The organism is Nocardioides sp. CCNWLW216, assembly GCF_037120545.1.
Classification (GTDB): domain Bacteria; phylum Actinomycetota; class Actinomycetes; order Propionibacteriales; family Nocardioidaceae; genus Nocardioides; species Nocardioides lianchengensis.
In genome coordinates this window covers 221747-236758 of record NZ_JBBBBJ010000003.1, presented here as the reverse complement: position 1 = coordinate 236758, position 15012 = coordinate 221747, and the positions used below count along the sequence as shown (strand labels likewise).

Annotated in this window: 12 protein-coding genes; 10 read left to right on the top strand and 2 right to left on the bottom strand. The window is 72.9% G+C overall.

Annotation, left to right across the window (positions count from 1 at the left end):
- Nucleotides 1-12: 12 nt before the first annotated feature.
- Complete coding sequence (locus V7S47_RS08780; RefSeq protein WP_336561214.1) at nt 13-1482, top strand: vWA domain-containing protein; 1470 nt, start codon at nt 13-15, stop codon at nt 1480-1482.
- Here the strand turns inward: V7S47_RS08780 and V7S47_RS08775 are convergent, their stop codons facing one another.
- Nucleotides 1483-2670 (bottom strand): ATP-binding protein, encoded by a 1188-nt coding sequence (locus V7S47_RS08775; protein WP_336561213.1) that lies wholly within the window; start codon nt 2668-2670, stop codon nt 1483-1485.
- Between the two features lie 143 nt (nt 2671-2813).
- On the opposite strand from V7S47_RS08775, the gene V7S47_RS08770 reads away from it, so the two are divergent.
- The 3 genes from V7S47_RS08770 to V7S47_RS08755 all read left to right on the top strand — a co-directional run bounded on the left by V7S47_RS08770 (nt 2814) and on the right by V7S47_RS08755 (nt 7050).
- Nucleotides 2814-4253: a fatty acid desaturase gene (locus V7S47_RS08770; protein ID WP_442945335.1), complete on the top strand. Its 1440-nt coding sequence runs from the start codon at nt 2814-2816 to the stop codon at nt 4251-4253.
- A gap of 71 nt (nt 4254-4324) precedes the next feature.
- Nucleotides 4325-6463 carry a methyl-accepting chemotaxis protein gene (locus V7S47_RS08760; RefSeq protein WP_336561212.1) on the top strand — a complete coding sequence of 713 codons (2139 nt, stop codon included), beginning with the start codon at nt 4325-4327 and terminating at the stop codon, nt 6461-6463.
- Between the two features lie 26 nt (nt 6464-6489).
- Nucleotides 6490-7050 (top strand): TetR/AcrR family transcriptional regulator, encoded by a 561-nt coding sequence (locus tag V7S47_RS08755; protein WP_336561211.1) that lies wholly within the window; start codon nt 6490-6492, stop codon nt 7048-7050.
- 6 nt (nt 7051-7056) lie between these two features.
- Here the strand turns inward: V7S47_RS08755 and V7S47_RS08750 are convergent, their stop codons facing one another.
- The gene (locus V7S47_RS08750; protein ID WP_336561210.1) at nt 7057-7929 is read right to left on the bottom strand and encodes a GTP-binding protein LepA; all 873 of its coding nucleotides are present in this window, start codon (nt 7927-7929) and stop codon (nt 7057-7059) included.
- 22 nt (nt 7930-7951) lie between these two features.
- On the opposite strand from V7S47_RS08750, the gene V7S47_RS08745 reads away from it, so the two are divergent.
- The 6 genes from V7S47_RS08745 to V7S47_RS08720 all read left to right on the top strand — a co-directional run bounded on the left by V7S47_RS08745 (nt 7952) and on the right by V7S47_RS08720 (nt 15009).
- A complete protein-coding gene (locus V7S47_RS08745) occupies nt 7952-9355 on the top strand; it encodes an MFS transporter (protein WP_336561209.1) in 1404 nt (467 codons plus the stop codon).
- 165 nt (nt 9356-9520) lie between these two features.
- On the top strand, nt 9521-10780 hold the full coding sequence (locus V7S47_RS08740) for a M15 family metallopeptidase (RefSeq protein WP_336561208.1): 1260 nt from the start codon (nt 9521-9523) through the stop codon (nt 10778-10780).
- Between the two features lie 23 nt (nt 10781-10803).
- Nucleotides 10804-11775 (top strand): NADPH:quinone oxidoreductase family protein, encoded by a 972-nt coding sequence (locus tag V7S47_RS08735; protein ID WP_336561207.1) that lies wholly within the window; start codon nt 10804-10806, stop codon nt 11773-11775.
- Between the two features lie 88 nt (nt 11776-11863).
- Nucleotides 11864-12208: a hypothetical protein gene (locus V7S47_RS08730; protein WP_090851897.1), complete on the top strand. Its 345-nt coding sequence runs from the start codon at nt 11864-11866 to the stop codon at nt 12206-12208.
- Between the two features lie 33 nt (nt 12209-12241).
- Entirely contained in the window at nt 12242-14185 is a 1944-nt protein-coding gene (locus V7S47_RS08725; RefSeq protein ID WP_336561206.1) for a M13 family metallopeptidase, read from the top strand.
- A 68-nt stretch (nt 14186-14253) separates the two neighbouring features.
- Complete coding sequence (locus V7S47_RS08720; protein ID WP_336561205.1) at nt 14254-15009, top strand: 2-phosphosulfolactate phosphatase; 756 nt, start codon at nt 14254-14256, stop codon at nt 15007-15009.
- Nucleotides 15010-15012: the final 3 nt, after the last annotated feature.

Genomic DNA, 15012 nt, shown 5'->3' with positions numbered 1-15012 from the left:
CGTCGGAGGCACATGCGCCCCCTGGTCCCCGCCCTCCTGTGTGCCACCCTCGCCGTCGCGCTCGCCGGGTGCTCCGGCACCGAGGGGGACGAGGAGACCTCCGTCAGCGGGGACGTCCAGCCGGACGACTGGTACGACGAGGAGCAGCCCGCCCCGGCCGACGGTGGCTTCGTGCCCGCGGAGCGCGACGCCCGCTCGACCTTCGGGCTCGACGTCGACACCGGCTCGCTCGGCCTGGCCCGCCGGCTGCTGGCCGAGGGCTCGCCCGTGCCGCCGGACACCGTCCGCCCGGAGGAGTGGGTCAACGGCTTCCCGTACGGCGACCCGGCGCCCACCGACGCCGACCTCGCCGTCACCGCCGAGACCGGTCCGTCCCCGACCCTGGACGGGGCCGAGGTCGTGCGGGTCGCCGTGACGGCCCGCGAGGTCGCGCCCGAGGACCGGCCGCGGGTGCACGTGACCCTGGTCGTCGACCGCTCGGGCTCGATGGCCAGCGAGGAGCGGCTCGGACGGGTGCAGGACTCCCTGACCGTGCTCGCCGACCGGCTCCGCCCGGACGACACGGTGGCGGTCGTGTCCTTCGAGGACGAGGCCGTCCCGCTCCTGCCCCCGACCCCGGTGGCGGAGCGGGAGGCGGTGGTCGGGACGATCGACGACCTCACCCCCGGGGGCAGCACCAACCTGGCCGACGGACTGCTGCTCGGCTACGACCAGGCTCGCCGCTCCTACGACCCCGACGACGTCAACCTCGTCGTCCTCTGCTCCGACGGCATCGCCAACGTGGGCCTCACCGAGCCCGAGGAGATCACCCGCCGGGTCGCCGACGAGGCCGCGGACGGCGTCCACCTCGTCACTGTGGGCTTCGGCATGAACGGCTACAACGACCGTTTGATGGAGCAGCTCGCCGACCGGGGGGACGGCTTCTACTCGTACGTCGACACCTTCGCCGAGGCCGAGCGGCTCTTCGGCTCGGAGCTCACGACGACCCTGGTCCCGGTCGCCGAGGAGGCGCGGGCCCAGGTCGCCTTCGACCCGGGGGCGGTGACGTCGTACCGCCTGGTCGGCCACGCGAACCGAGCGCTGGCCGACGAGGACTTCGACGACCTCGACGTGGACGCCGGGGAGCTCGGGGCCGGTCACCGCGCGACCGCTCTCTACGAGGTCGAGCTCGCAGACGGGGTGGAGCCGGGTGACGTGCTCGGCACGGCTCGGGTGCGGTGGCGCACGCCGGGCGGCGAGTCGGCCCACGCCCTGGCCGACGTGGTGGCCGCCGACCCGGACGACGAGCCCTCGGGCGACCTCCAGCTCGCCACGACCGTCGCCGACCTGGCCCAGCTGCTGGGCCAGGACCCGTCGTACGTCGACCGCGGCGTCGACCTCGACGATCTCGGCGACCGGGCCCGGGCGCTGCTCCGGCGCGAGCAGCCCGGCGCCGACGACCTCCTCCGGCTGGTGGAGCTGGCACGCACGCCGGCCTGGTGATCAGCCGCCGGTCTCCTGGCGGACCCAGGCGGCGAAGCCGGGCACGGTGAACCGCAGCGCGCCGCGGCCGGCCACCTCGATCAGTCCCTTGTCGAGCAGCCCGCGCCGCGGGACGCTCAGGTCGTTGCTCGTCACGCCGAGGTGGTCGGCCACCTCGCCTCGGCGGACGTCGGCCTCCGCCGGCCCGGCCAGCTCGGCCATGCCGGTCAGCACACGCTGCTCGCCGGGGGTCGCCTTCACCCAGCGGGCCCGGAACATCGTGGCCAGCTCCTCGTCGACCCGGGCGCGGGTGCGGTCGAGCAGGTCGGGGCCGAGGGTGTCGCCCTCCGCGGGCGCGGCCTCGCGCCACACCGCGTCGCCGTAGAGCTGGAGGAAATAGGGGTAGCCCTGGGCCAGCCCCACCACCTCGGCGAGCAGGCCGGCGTGCCAGTCGACCCGGTGCTCGCGGGCCGGCGCCTCGAGCACCTCGGCCGCGTCGGCGTCGTCGAGTCGCTCCAGGGTCCGGAACGCGAACCGCTCGCTGAACGTCACCGCCGCCGTCAGCACGTCGGGGGTGTTGGGGAGCCCGGCCGCGATCACCACGGCGGCCGGCTCCGGGCTTGCCTGCTGGAGCTCCTGCCAGGCGTAGGCGAGGGTGCGCAGGTCCTCGCGGGGCGCCGCCTGGATCTCGTCGACCAGCAGGCAGAGCCCGGCTGAGCCCCGCTCGCGGGCGGCGGCGGCCGCGAGGGTCACGAAGTCTCCGAACGCGGCCGAGGCGGCCCCGGCTCCGGGTGCCGGGGCCGGGCTGACGTCGAGCTCGACCCCGGCACTGGCCGGTCCGGCACCGAGCTCGAGGCTGAGCGACTGGAGCCGGTCGCGCAGCCGCGAGCGGCGGGTCACGTCGACCCCGATGCCGTCGAGGGACCGGGCGAGGGCGGCGACCAGCCCCGCCACCAGGCTCTCGTCGCCACGGGCGGTCACCCAGGCCACCACCGCGCCGGCGCGCGTCGCCTCGTCGCGGACCGCCTTCAGCAGCGACGTCTTGCCGACCCCGCGCGAGCCGACGTGCACCCGCACCCGGCCCAGGAACCGGCCGTAGGTCGCGAGCAGGGCCAGGTCGGCCTGGGCGTCGGCGAGCTGCGCGCCCCGGCCGACGAGGACGGGCGGCGTCTCGCCGGGGGTGTAGGGGCTGGGCAGCGGATGGCTCACACGGTTCCTTATGAAGGGCGATGTTCATCAGGAACCGTAAACCCGGCCACCGACCTTGACATGCGGGCACCTCTTGTCAAGCGAGGTTTACATCTCCTATGGTCCTGTAAACCGGCAGTGATGCCGACCGAGGAGGCAGCACGATGGACACCGTCGCCAACAGCACCGTCCCCGAGGGCTCGACCGAGACCTGGCGCGACCCCAAGCGCTACCTGTGGCTGATCGGTCTGGTCGTGCCCTCCCTGGCCTTCGTGGCGTACGGCGCCTGGGCCGCGACCGGGGTCGGCGCGTTCTTCTGGATCGGGCCGGTGGTGATCCTGGTGGTCGTCCCGGCCATCGACCTGGTCGCGGGGCTGGACCGCTCGAACCCGCCCGACGACGTGATCGACCGGCTCGAGAAGGACCGCTACTACCGCTGGATCACCTACCTGTTCCTCCCGGTCCAGTACGCCGGCTTCCTCGGCGCGATGTACCTCATCACTCACGGCGACCCACTCGGGTTCCAGCAGGACCTGACGGTCCTCGACAAGATCGGGCTCGCGATCTCGATCGGCTGCATCGGGGGGATCGGCATCAACACCGCCCACGAGCTCGGCCACAAGAAGGAGGCCAACGAGCGCTGGCTGTCCAAGATCGCCCTGGCCCAGAGCTTCTACGGTCACTTCTACATCGAGCACAACCGCGGCCACCACGTCCGGGTCGCGACCCCGGAGGACCCGGCGTCGTCCCGGGTCGGCGAGAGCTTCTACGCCTTCTGGCCACGCACCGTCCTGGGGTCCCTGAAGAGCGCCTGGCGGATCGAGAAGCGGCGCTACTCACGCAAGAAGAAGCACCCGTTCCGGATCGGCAACGACGTCCTCAACGCCTGGCTGATGTCGGCGGTGCTCTGGGGCGCGGTCGTCGCCTGGCTGGGGGTCGGCGTGCTGCCGTACCTCGTCGTCCAGGCCGTCGTCGGCTTCTCGCTGCTCGAGGTCGTCAACTACATGGAGCACTACGGGATGCTGCGTCGACGAGTGGGCGTCGGCGAGCGGCAGCGCTACGAGCGGGTCGACCCGTCGCACTCCTGGAACTCCAACAACATCGCGACCAACGTGCTGCTCTACCACCTGCAGCGGCACAGCGACCACCACGCCAACCCGACCCGGCGCTACCAGACGCTGCGCGACTTCGAGGAGAGCCCGGTGCTCCCGACCGGGTACGCCGGGATGATCGTGCTCGCGCTCGTCCCGCCGGTCTGGCGCCGGGTGATGGACCCCCGCGTGCACGCGCACTTCGGCGGCGACCTGTCGCGGGCCAACCTCCAGCCCGGCAAGCGGGAGCGGATCCTGGCGTCGTACCCGCCGCCGGCGGTGGAGCTCTCCGCCGCCGAGCGGGCCGAGCTGGTGCCCGGGGCGGTCGACGAGGTGCTCGCGGCCCGCTGCCCCGGCTGCGGCTACGTGTACGACGTCGCCGCGGGCGACGAGCACGAGGGCTTCGCGGCCGGCACCGCCTGGGCCGACGTCCCCGCGGACTGGTGCTGCCCCGACTGCGGGGTGCGGGAGAAGGTCGACTTCGTGCCGCTCGCGCGCAACGAGGTCGCCTGAGCGGGTGGGGTGAGACTGAATTCTCGTCCCGGCAGCCTTCAGCGCAAGGGACGTTGGCCGACAAGTGTCGTATGACTTCTCGCTTCTCCCTGTCCTCGTGGCGGCTCCGGCACCGCCTGATCGCCCTCGGCGCGGGCAGCGTCGTCGTCACGGCGGGGGTCCTCGTCGGCGCCGGCGCCTGGCAGAGCGACCGGTTCACCGAGCAGGCGGGTGAGCGGGTCGACGAGCTCACCGAGTCCGACCTGAGCCACGTCACCGACGGTGTCGACCGGCTCGCGACGGCCGTCGGCGAGTCGGTGCTCCAGGCCCAGGACCGGAGCATGGGCGTGGCCCGCGCGGTGGTCGCCGCCAGCGGCGGCGTCGGGCTCGACCGGGAGGCCACCGCGACCTGGCGGGCGACCGACCAGGTCAGCGGTGAGGTCAGCACCGTCTCGCTGCCCCGGGTGGAGGTGGACGGCGCCTGGCTGGGCCAGAACACCGACGTCGACACCCGCACGCCGCTGGTCGACGAGATCCGCCGGATGGTCGGCGGCTCGGTCACGGTCTTCCAGCGGATGAACGCGCGCGGCGACCTGCTGCGGGTGGCCACCAACGTCGAGAACGCCGAGGGGCAGCGGGCGATCGGGACCTACATCCCGGCCGTCAACGCCGACGGCAGCGCGAACGCCGTCGCGTCCGCGATCGCCGCCGGCGACTCCTACCGGGGCGTCGCCAAGGTCGTCGACACCTGGAACGTCGCCGCCTACGACCCGCTCCGCGACGCGTCCGGCCGGGTGATCGGTGCGGTCTTCGTCGGCGTGCCGCAGGCCGAGGCCATCGCCGCGCTGAGCGGCGCGCTCTCGGACATGACGGTCGGCGAGCACGGGACGGTCTCCATCCTCAGCACCGCGTCCGCTGACCGCGGCCGCGTGATCGCCTCGACCGACGACGCGCTCGTCGGCGGCGAGCTCGAGGCCGAGGACGCCGAGGGCGTGCCGTGGGTCGAGCAGGTCCTCGCCGGCGCGGTCGAGCTGGACGAGGGCGAGCTGGCCTCGGCGTCGTACCGCCTGGGCGGTGGGGGCGCGGCCCCGGCCGAGAGCACCGTCTACTCGGCGTACTACCCGGCGTACCAATGGGCGATCGTCGTCCAGGCCTACGGGCCCGACTACGCGGCGGCGGCCGAGGCGCTGGCCGAGGGGCGCAGCACCATGATGCGGATGTTCGTCCTGGTCGGTCTCGGGCTGGCCGTGGTCGGTGCGGCCGTCGCGTGGCTGGTGGCGACCCGGATGTCGCGCCGGATGGCGCGGCTGACCTCGGCCATGACCTCGCTCGCCGAGCGGGACCTGACGGTCGAGGTGCCCGAGGACGGCACCGACGAGATCGGCACCATGAGCCGAGCGCTCAATCGGGCCGTCGGCCAGCTGCACGGCCTGCTCACCGACATCACGGCCGAGGCCGGTCGCGTCGACGCGGCCGCCCACCGCCTGGGCGGCGTCGGTGCGGACCTGACCAGCTCCGCGGACGAGGCGACCCGGCTCTCCGGGGCCGCGGCCGCGTCGGCCGGACAGGTCTCCGACAACGTGGCGACCCTCAGCGTCGGCTCGGAGGAGATGACCGCCTCGATCGGCGAGATCTCCGGCAGCGCCCAGGAGGCCGCCGCCGTCGCCCGGGAGAGCGTCGCCCTGGCCGGCGACGTCGAGCGGGTGATGAAGACCCTCAGCGAGTCCTCCAGCCGGATCGCCGACGTGGTCGACGTGATCACGTCCATCGCCGAGCAGACCAACCTGCTCGCCCTCAACGCGACCATCGAGGCCGCCCGCGCCGGCGAGGCCGGCAAGGGCTTCGCCGTCGTCGCCGGCGAGGTCAAGGAGCTCGCGACCCAGACCGCCCAGGCGACCGACGAGGTCACCAGCCGGGTCGCCACGATCAAGAACGACACCGCCAGCGCGACGGCCGCCATCGAGGCGATCACCGAGACGATCGGCCGGGTCGACGGCTACCAGACGGCGATCGCCGCGGCCGTCGAGGAGCAGACCGCGACCACCAACGACATGTCGCGCAACGTCGCCTCCGCGGCCGCGGGCAGTGGCCTGATCTTCGACAGCCTCGGGGAGGTCGAGACCACCATGGGCCGCACCCGCGAGGCCGTCGCCGAGTCCCGGCAGGCCACCGAGGACCTCGGGCACACCGTGGCCCGGCTCGGGGAGCTGGTGGGCGCCTTCCGGGTGTGAGGTCGGGCCCTTCCTAGACTGATCCCATGGTCACCACCCGGGAGCGCGTCGTCGCGGCGGCCGTCGCGATGACCGTCGAGATCGGCTGGTCGCAGGTGACGATGGCCAAGCTCGCCGACCGGGTGGGGGTCAGCCGGCAGACGGTCTACAACGAGATCGGCACCAAGCCCGGACTGGCCGAGGCGATGATCCTGCGCGAGCTGGCCCGATTCCTCGACGTCGTCTCCGCCGCGTTCGACGAGCACCCCGACGACCTGGTCGAGGCGATCCGCGCGAGCGCCCGCGGGGTCCTCGAGCACGCCCACGACAACCTGCTGCTACACGCCGTCGTCTCGGCCACCCACGGGGCCGACACCGAGCTGCTGCCGCTGCTGACCACGCACGGCGAGTCGCTGCTGGCCGCGGCCAAGGGCGTGGTCGCGACGCGGCTGGCGCCGTACGACGTGGGGCCGGCGGGCGACCGTCTCGACGCCGCGATCGACATGGTGGTGCGGGTCGTCCTCAGCCACGTCATGCAGCCCTCGGACACCCCGGAGGCGACGGCCGACGACATCGCCTGGATCGCGGCGCGGGTGCTGCGCGACTGACGGAGGTCAGGCCGACGCGGCCGCGCGCCGGGCCTCGGCGTGCTGGACCGCCTCGCGGAACGCCGTGACGACGTACGGCGGGACCTTCAGCCCGCGCTTCTGCGCCCAGAGCAGCTCGGTCTCGACGCGGGAGATCTGGCGCGCGAAGTCGTCGAGCTCGGCGGTGATCCCGAGGGTCTCCATCAGCTCGCCGAAGTCGGCCTTCTGCCGGTCGTTGTTGGCGCCGACCGGGGCGAAGGACAGGGTGCGCAGCTTGCGGACCAGCCACTTCTGCCAGCCGGCCAGCTCGGCCCACAGCCCGCGCGCGGACAGCTGGTAGAAGGCGTAGTGGCCGGGCTCCTGGCGCTTGATCGGCGCGATGATCGTCTCGGCCATCGCGTCCTCGCGCATCTCGACGACGCCGTCGTGCAGCAGGTTGTAGGCGAGCACCGCGGAGCGCTCGGTGGCCATGCCGGTGAGGTAGTAGATCATCCGGCTGACGTCCTGGAACGCCGGCCAGCGCCCGAGCGCCCCGAGTATCTTCAGCTTGCTGCCGATCGAGGACAGGTCGGCGTCGGCGGGTTCGCGGCCGAGCTCGACCTGGAGCCGGTCGAGGATCAGGCCGTGCCGGGTCTCCTGCGGCTGCCAGACGTCGGCGTAGAAGCGCCGGTCGATCTCGGGCGGGTCGGGGAGCATCGTCATCAGCTCGAGCACGTTGCGGTCGACCTCGAGCTCGACGCGCGCCATGTAGTCGAGGACGTGGCCGAATCGGGCCTCGAACTCGACCGGCCGGCTGACCGTCCAGTCGACGCTCTCCAGGTCGATCGGGGGGTGCTCGGCCTCGAGCCGGTCGACGTGCTGGGCGAGCCGCGCCGCGGTGGTTAGGGTCCCCTCAGCCATGGAGGAAGGCTACCGTTCGGACGTGGTGCATCAGGCGGCGGCCGGCGTCGTACGCATGGGTTCGCCGGGCGGGCGCGCGGTCGTCGCGGCGGCGGTCCTCGGCTCGGGCATCGCGATGCTCGACGGGACGGTCGTCAACGTCGCGCTCCGCACCATCGGCGAGGACCTCGACGCGTCGCTCGCGCAGCTGCAGTGGATCACCAACGGCTACCTGCTCTCCCTGGCCAGCCTGATCCTGCTCGGGGGCTCGCTCGGCGACCGGTTCGGCCGGCGGCGGGTGTTCGTCTGGGGCACGGTCGGGTTCGCGCTCGCGTCCCTCCTGTGCGGAATCGCGCCCACCGCGGAGGTGCTGATCGGCGCCCGGGTGCTGCAGGGCGTCGCCGGCGCGCTGCTCACCCCCGGCAGCCTGGCGATGATCCAGGGCGCCTTCGTGAAGGAGGACCGGGCCGCGGCCATCGGCGCCTGGTCCGGGCTGGGCGGGATCGCCGCGGCCATCGGGCCGTTCGTCGGCGGCGCGCTGGTCGAGTACGTCCACTGGCGCTGGATCTTCCTGATCAACCTCCCCCTCGCGGCGCTGGCGGTCGTGATCGCGACGCGCTCGGTGCCGGAGACCCGTGACCCGCACGCCTCCGCCCACTTCGACCTCGTCGGCGCGGTGCTGGCCGCGGCCGCGCTCGGCGGTACGACCTACGCCCTGATCGAGTGGGGCGGACCGCTCGCCCCGTGGGCCGGGGCGGTGGCGGTGGTGACCGCGGTGCTGTTCCTGGTCGTCGAGCGGCGCGAGCGCGAGCCGATGCTGGAGCTCTCGATCTTCCGCGACCTGACCTTCAGCGCCGCCAACCTGATGACCTTCCTCGTGTACGGCGCCCTCGGCTCGGTGCTCTTCTTCCTCACCCTGCAGCTGCAGACGGTCGGCGGGTACGGCGCCCTCGCGGCCGGGCTGGCCAGCCTGCCGCTGACCGTCTGCATGCTGCTGCTCGCCGCGCGCGGCGGCCGGCTCGGGGCCCGGATCGGACCGCGCGTGCCGATGACCGCCGGCCCGCTGGTGACCGCCGCGGGGACCCTCCTGCTCCTCGGCGTCGACGCGGACGTCGTCTACTGGCGCGACGTGCTGCCCGGCATCACCGTCTTCGGCCTGGGGCTGGCGCTGATGGTCGCGACGCTCACCGCGACGGTGCTCGCCGCCGCGCCCGACGAGCACGCCGGCATCGCCAGCGGCGTCAACAACGCCGTCGCCCGCGCCGGCTCGCTGCTCGCCGTCGCCGCGCTGCCGGTCGTCGTCGGCCTCGGCGGCACCGAGTACGCCGACCCGGACGCGTTCGACGCGGCGTACGGCTCGGCGATGGTGATCGCCGCGGCGCTGCTCGTCGTCGGGGGGCTGGTGTCGTGGTTCACGATCCGGAACGGGGTGCTGCGGGAGGGGTGACCTAGTTACCCGGATATCCGGGTAACTAGGACGTTCCCGGGCGAAGCATCCCCCCGGAACGTCCGGTTCTCCCCGAGAACCCCGCGACCGCGTCCGGCGTTCGCCCGTGCGGATTGGCCGGCCCACCTACCCTGAGAGATCGGCGCAGGTTCGGGGGAGGGACAGATGCGACTGCGGCAGGCACTCGGGGCCGCCGGGCTGACCGGCGTGCTCGCGCTGGTCGCTGCCTGCGGGGGCGGTGACGGGAGCGGCACGGCCGAGCCCGACGCATCACCCAGCACGGTGGGTGCCTCCGCCTCCCCCACCGCCGACGACTCGACCGGCGATCCCAGCGGGGATCCCAGCGCGGGGGCCGGCGGGGACCCGCTGGCGCCGTACGCGATGGACGCGCCGGGGCCGCGCACCGGCCGGCTGACCTACGCCGACATCCTGGTCAACGGCCGCGAGTCGATCACCGACCAGACCCTCGCGGCCGTGCGCGCGGTCCCGAACGTCGCGGCGGTGGAGCGGATCTCGCTGGCCCAGGTCAGCATCGACAACAAGCTGCTGACGGTCGCCGCGGTCGACCCGGCGTCGTACCGCAACTTCGCCGACGCGGGCAGCGCCGACACCCAGCAGGTCTGGGACCGGGTCGCGGCCGGCGAGATCGCCGTCGACCCCGCCGTCCAGGCCGAGCTGCCGGTCGACGCCGACGGGTTCCTCAAGCTCGGCAGCGACAAGCAGGCACCACGCGCGCACGTCGGCTCGTACGCCCCGCAGGTCGACGGCGGCATCGACGCGGTCGTCAACGAGAAGTGGGCCGACGAGCTCGGGATGACGACCGGCAACGCGCTGCTGGTCGCCGCGCCCGGCTTCGACCCGCAGGACGTCGGCAAGCAGGTGCGGACCGCGGTCGGGAAGGAGCGGCCGCTGAGCTTCGTCGACGCGGTCGCCCGCTTCGGCCTCGAGCCCGGCGCCCAGCAGGTCGCGGTCGTCGTGGGTGCGACCGCCCAGGCGGTCGGCACCTTCACCTACACCGTCCTCGGCGGCGGCCGGGTCGCGCCCGACCCCGCCTGGGTCCGCGAGCACATCGCCACCGAGCCGGTCCCGATCCTCGGCTCGGTCACCTGCAACAAGCTGCTCTTCCCCCAGCTGCGCGCGGCGCTGGAGGAGATCGTCCAGCGCGGCCTCGCCGACAAGATCGACCCCAATCAGTACGCCGGCTGCTACTACCCGCGCTTCATCGCCGGGTCCTCCAAGCTCTCCAACCACGCCTTCGGCCTCGCGCTCGACCTCAACACCTCCACCAACGGCCGCGGCATCCCCGGCGACATGGACCGCACCGTGGTCTCGATCTTCAAGAAGTGGGGCTTCGCCTGGGGCGGCGACTGGAACTACACCGACCCCATGCACTTCGAGATGAACGCGCTCGTCGCCCCGCGCTGACCCCGCGGGCTAGCCTCGGCCGCATGCGAGCCGTCCAGGTCATCACGCCCACCGGTCCCCGCGACGTCGAGCTGCGCGACGTCCCCGAGCCCACACCGGGTGACGGCGAGGTGCTGGTAGAGGTGCACAGCGTCGGCATCTCGTTCCCGGACCTGCTGCTGAGCAAGGGCGAGTACCAGCTCAAGCCGGAGCCGCCGTTCACCCTCGGCGTCGACTTCGCGGGCACCGTCGTGAGCGGCGCCGGCTTCGAGCCCGGTCAGCGGGTCTGCGGCGTCGGCGGATGGGGCGGCGCGGCCGAGCTGGTGGCGAACCCGGCCGGCTTCACCTTCGCGCTTCCCGACACCACGTCGTACGACGAGGGCGCCGCGCTGCCGATGAACTACCTCACCGCCGACTTCGCCCTGGCCGAGCGGGGCGGGCTGCGCGCGGGCGAGACCGTGCTGGTGCACGGCGCGGCCGGTGGGGTCGGCACCGCGTCGATCCAGGTGGCCAAGGGCATGGGCGCGCGGGTCATGGCGGTGGTCAGCACCGACGAGAAGGCCGAGGTCGCGCGGGCCGCGGGCGCCGACGAGGCGGTGCTGCTCGACGGGTTCAAGGACGCGGTCCAGGGGCTGACCGGCGGCGCGGGCGTGGACGTCGTGGTCGACGTGGTCGGCGGGGACGCCTTCACCGACTCGCTGCGCGTGCTGGCGCCGCAGGGCCGGCTGCTGGTCGTCGGCTTCGCGGCCGGGGCGGGCATCCCGCAGGTCAAGGTCAACCGGCTGCTGCTCAACAACGTCGACGTGCGCGGTGTCGGCTGGGGCGCGTACGCGATGGCCCGGCCCGGCTACATGGCCGAGCAGTGGACCCGGCTGCTGCCGATGCTGGAGTCGGGGGTCGTGAAGCCGCCGGTCGGCTCGACGTACCCGCTGGAGGACTTCGGCCAGGCCCTCGTCGACATGGACGAGCGGCGCACGCTCGGCAAGTCGGTGGTCCACGTCCGCCCCGTCGAGTGACGCGAGATGGCTGGATAAGACCGGTCTTGGCGACCATCTGACGTCACTCGACGACGAACGCCGCGGACCGACCCGGCAGGATGGTCCCATGAGCGAGCACCAGCACGATCACGACCACAGCGACCACGACCACGGCGACGACGGTCCCAGCGACGACCTGGTCCGCCGGGCCGGCCACATCATCCTGGACGGCGTGACCGCCGCCGACGTCGACAACGAGGACGCGATGGAGCTGGCCTTCGGCCGGCTCCTCGAGATCGACGCCATCGAGGTGACGATGGACGAGGACGAGGGGGAGCTCGAGCTCGACATCTCGCCCTTGATGAGCGGCGTGCTGCTGGTCGTCACCGAGCTGGTCAACGAGATCGCCGAGCGCGACGGCAGCTCCCCCGAGGACGTCCTCGCGCGGATCCGCACGCGCATCGACGGCTGACCCGCCGCACACCTCTTCGTTAGGGTCGTCCCCGTGACGATCCTCGACGACGCCCGCGAGGGCATGAACCCCGACATCCGTCCCCAGGACGACCTGTTCGGCCACGTCAACGGGCGCTGGCTCGACGAGACCGAGATCCCCTCGGACCGCTCGAGCTGGGGCCCGTTCGTGCAGCTGGCCGACGGCGCGGAGAGCGACGTCAGGGCGATCATCGAGGACCTGGCGGCCGGGGACGCGGCGGCCATGACCGACGACGCCCGCAAGATCGGCGACCTGTTCGCCTCGTTCATGGACACCGACGCCATCAACGCCAAGGGGCTGCGCCCCGTCCGCCCGCTCATCGACGCGGTCGACGCGCTGCGCGACGTGCGCGACCTGGCCGCCTTCCTGGGCGAGTTCGAGCGGATCGGCGGGCACGGCCTCTTCGGCTCGTACGTCGACTCCGACGACCGCAACTCCGACCGCTACCTCTTCCACCTGGTCCAGGGCGGTCTCGGGCTGCCGGACGAGTCGTACTACCGCGAGGAGAAGTTCGCGGAGGTCCGGGAGAAGTACGTCGGCTACCTCACCCGGCTGCTCACGCTCGCCGAGCACCCCGACGCCGCGGGCGCGGCGAGCACCGTGCTGGCCATCGACACCAAGCTGGCCGCCGGCCACTGGGAGCGCGCGGACACCCGCGACGTCCAGAAGACCTACAACCTGCTCACCGCCGACGAGCTGAAGGCGCTCTGCCCGTCCTTCGACTGGGACGCCTACGTCACCAACCTCGGCGGCAACGAGCTGACGGTCGCCGAGTCGTGCGTCCGGCAGCCGTCGTACTTCGGTCACCTCTCGACCGTCCTCGACGAGGTGCCGATCACGGAGTGGAAGGCCTGGCTGCTCACCCACGTCCTGCGCAGCGCGGCGCCGTACCTCACCGACGACTTCGTCGAGGCCAACTTCGACTTCTACGGCCGCACCCTGAACGGCACGCCCGAGCTGCGCGCCCGCTGGAAGCGAGGCGTGGCCCTGGTCGAGGGCGCGCTCGGCGAGGCCGTCGGCCAGGAGTACGTCGCCCGGCACTTCCCGCCGACCTCGAAGGCGCTGATGGACGACCTGGTCGCCAACCTGCTGGCGGCGTACCGGGTCTCCATCGAGGCGCTCGACTGGATGACCGACGAGACCAAGCAGCGGGCCTACGCCAAGCTGGAGACGTTCCGGCCCAAGATCGGCTACCCGGAGAAGTTCCGCGACTACTCGGGTCTCCAGGTGAGCGCCAATGACCTGCTCGGCAACGTGGCGGCGTCATCGTCGTTCGAGACCGACCGCCAGCTGGGCAAGCTCGGCAACCCGGTCGACCGCGACGAGTGGTTCATGCTCCCGCAGACCGTGAACGCCTACTACAACCCCGGCACCAACGAGATCTGCTTCCCGGCCGGCATCCTGCAGAAGCCGTTCTTCAGCCCCGACGCCCTCCCGGCCGAGAACTACGGCGGCATCGGCGCGGTGATCGGCCACGAGATCGGCCACGGCTTCGACGACCAGGGCGCCCAGTACGACCCGCACGGCAACCTCGAGGACTGGTGGACCGCCGACGACAAGGCGGCCTTCGAGGTGAAGACCAAGAAGCTCGTCGAGCAGTACGACGGCTTCGAGCCGCGCAACCTGCCCGGCGAGAAGGTCAACGGCTCGCTCACCGTCGGCGAGAACATCGGCGACCTGGGCGGGCTGACCATCGCCCACAAGGCCTACCTGATCTCGCAGGGCGGCGAGGCGTCGGTCGAGGACCGGCGCCGGCTGTTCAGCAACTGGGCCTACGTGTGGCGCACCAAGCGTCGTACGGAGCAGGAGCAGCAGTACCTCACCATCGACCCGCACTCCCCGCCGGAGTTCCGGGCCAACATCGTGCGCAACCTCGACGAGTTCCACGACGCGTTCGAGACCGCGCCCGGTGACGGGCTGTGGCTCGACCCCGAGGCCCGCGTCCGCATCTGGTAGTGACGGGATCGGTGGTCGAGTAGCCCGTGAGGAACGAGCGGGCGTATCGAGACCCGGAGCGAAGGGGCGTGACGCGTATCGAGACCACCAACCCCGCCTGGCAGCAGGCGTCGTACGACGTCCGCTTCGACTGGGGCCCGACCGGCGCGGCGGCGGTCGCGGCCGACGTGACGGTGGTGGTCGACGTGCTGTCGTTCACCACCACGCTGTCGGTCGCGGTCGAGCGGGGGATCGAGGTCTTCCCGTTCGGCTGGCGCGACGTGCGGGCGACGTCGTACGCGCTGACGAGGGACGCGGTGCTCGCCGTGGGGCGCAGCCAGGCCGGGCCGGGCGAGGTGAGCCTGTCGCCGCTGAGCGTCCGCGCCGCGAGCGGCGTCGAGCGGCTGGTGCTGCCCAGCCCGAACGGGTCGAGCATCTCCTTCGCCCTGGCCACGGCCGGTGGGGAGGTGCTCGGCGGCTGCCTGCGCAACGCGAGGGCCGTGGGCGCGGTGCTCGCGGAGCGGGTCCGGGCGGGCGCCTCGGTCGCCGTCGTGGCCGCGGGCGAGCGGTGGCCGGACGGGACGCTGCGGCCGGCGGTCGAGGATCTCTGGGGCGCGGGCGCGATCCTGGCCGCGATCGGTGCCGGGACGCCGAGCCCGGAGGCCCGCCTCGCCGTCACGGCGTACGACGCGGTCGCGGCGGACGTGCTCGCCGCGCTGCGCGCATGCGCCAGCGGGCGCGAGCTGGTGGCGGCCGGCCACCCCGGCGACGTCGAGGTCGCGGGCGAGCTCGACGCGACGGACGTCGTACCGGCGCTGCGGGGCGAGTCCTTCGTGGCATCCTGACCC

Excerpts from the sequence above, each read along its gene's own strand:
- V7S47_RS08780 (WP_336561214.1), top strand. The coding sequence starts at position 13 with ATGCGCCCCCTGGTCCCCGCCCTCCTGTGTGCCACCCTCGCCGTCGCG.
- V7S47_RS08770 (WP_442945335.1), top strand. The coding sequence starts at position 2,814 with ATGGACACCGTCGCCAACAGCACCGTCCCCGAGGGCTCGACCGAGACC.
- V7S47_RS08760 (WP_336561212.1), top strand. The coding sequence starts at position 4,325 with ATGACTTCTCGCTTCTCCCTGTCCTCGTGGCGGCTCCGGCACCGCCTG.
- V7S47_RS08755 (WP_336561211.1), top strand. The coding sequence starts at position 6,490 with ATGGTCACCACCCGGGAGCGCGTCGTCGCGGCGGCCGTCGCGATGACC.
- V7S47_RS08750 (WP_336561210.1), bottom strand. The coding sequence starts at position 7,929 with ATGGCTGAGGGGACCCTAACCACCGCGGCGCGGCTCGCCCAGCACGTC.
- V7S47_RS08740 (WP_336561208.1), top strand. The coding sequence starts at position 9,521 with ATGCGACTGCGGCAGGCACTCGGGGCCGCCGGGCTGACCGGCGTGCTC.
- V7S47_RS08735 (WP_336561207.1), top strand. The coding sequence starts at position 10,804 with ATGCGAGCCGTCCAGGTCATCACGCCCACCGGTCCCCGCGACGTCGAG.
- V7S47_RS08730 (WP_090851897.1), top strand. The coding sequence starts at position 11,864 with ATGAGCGAGCACCAGCACGATCACGACCACAGCGACCACGACCACGGC.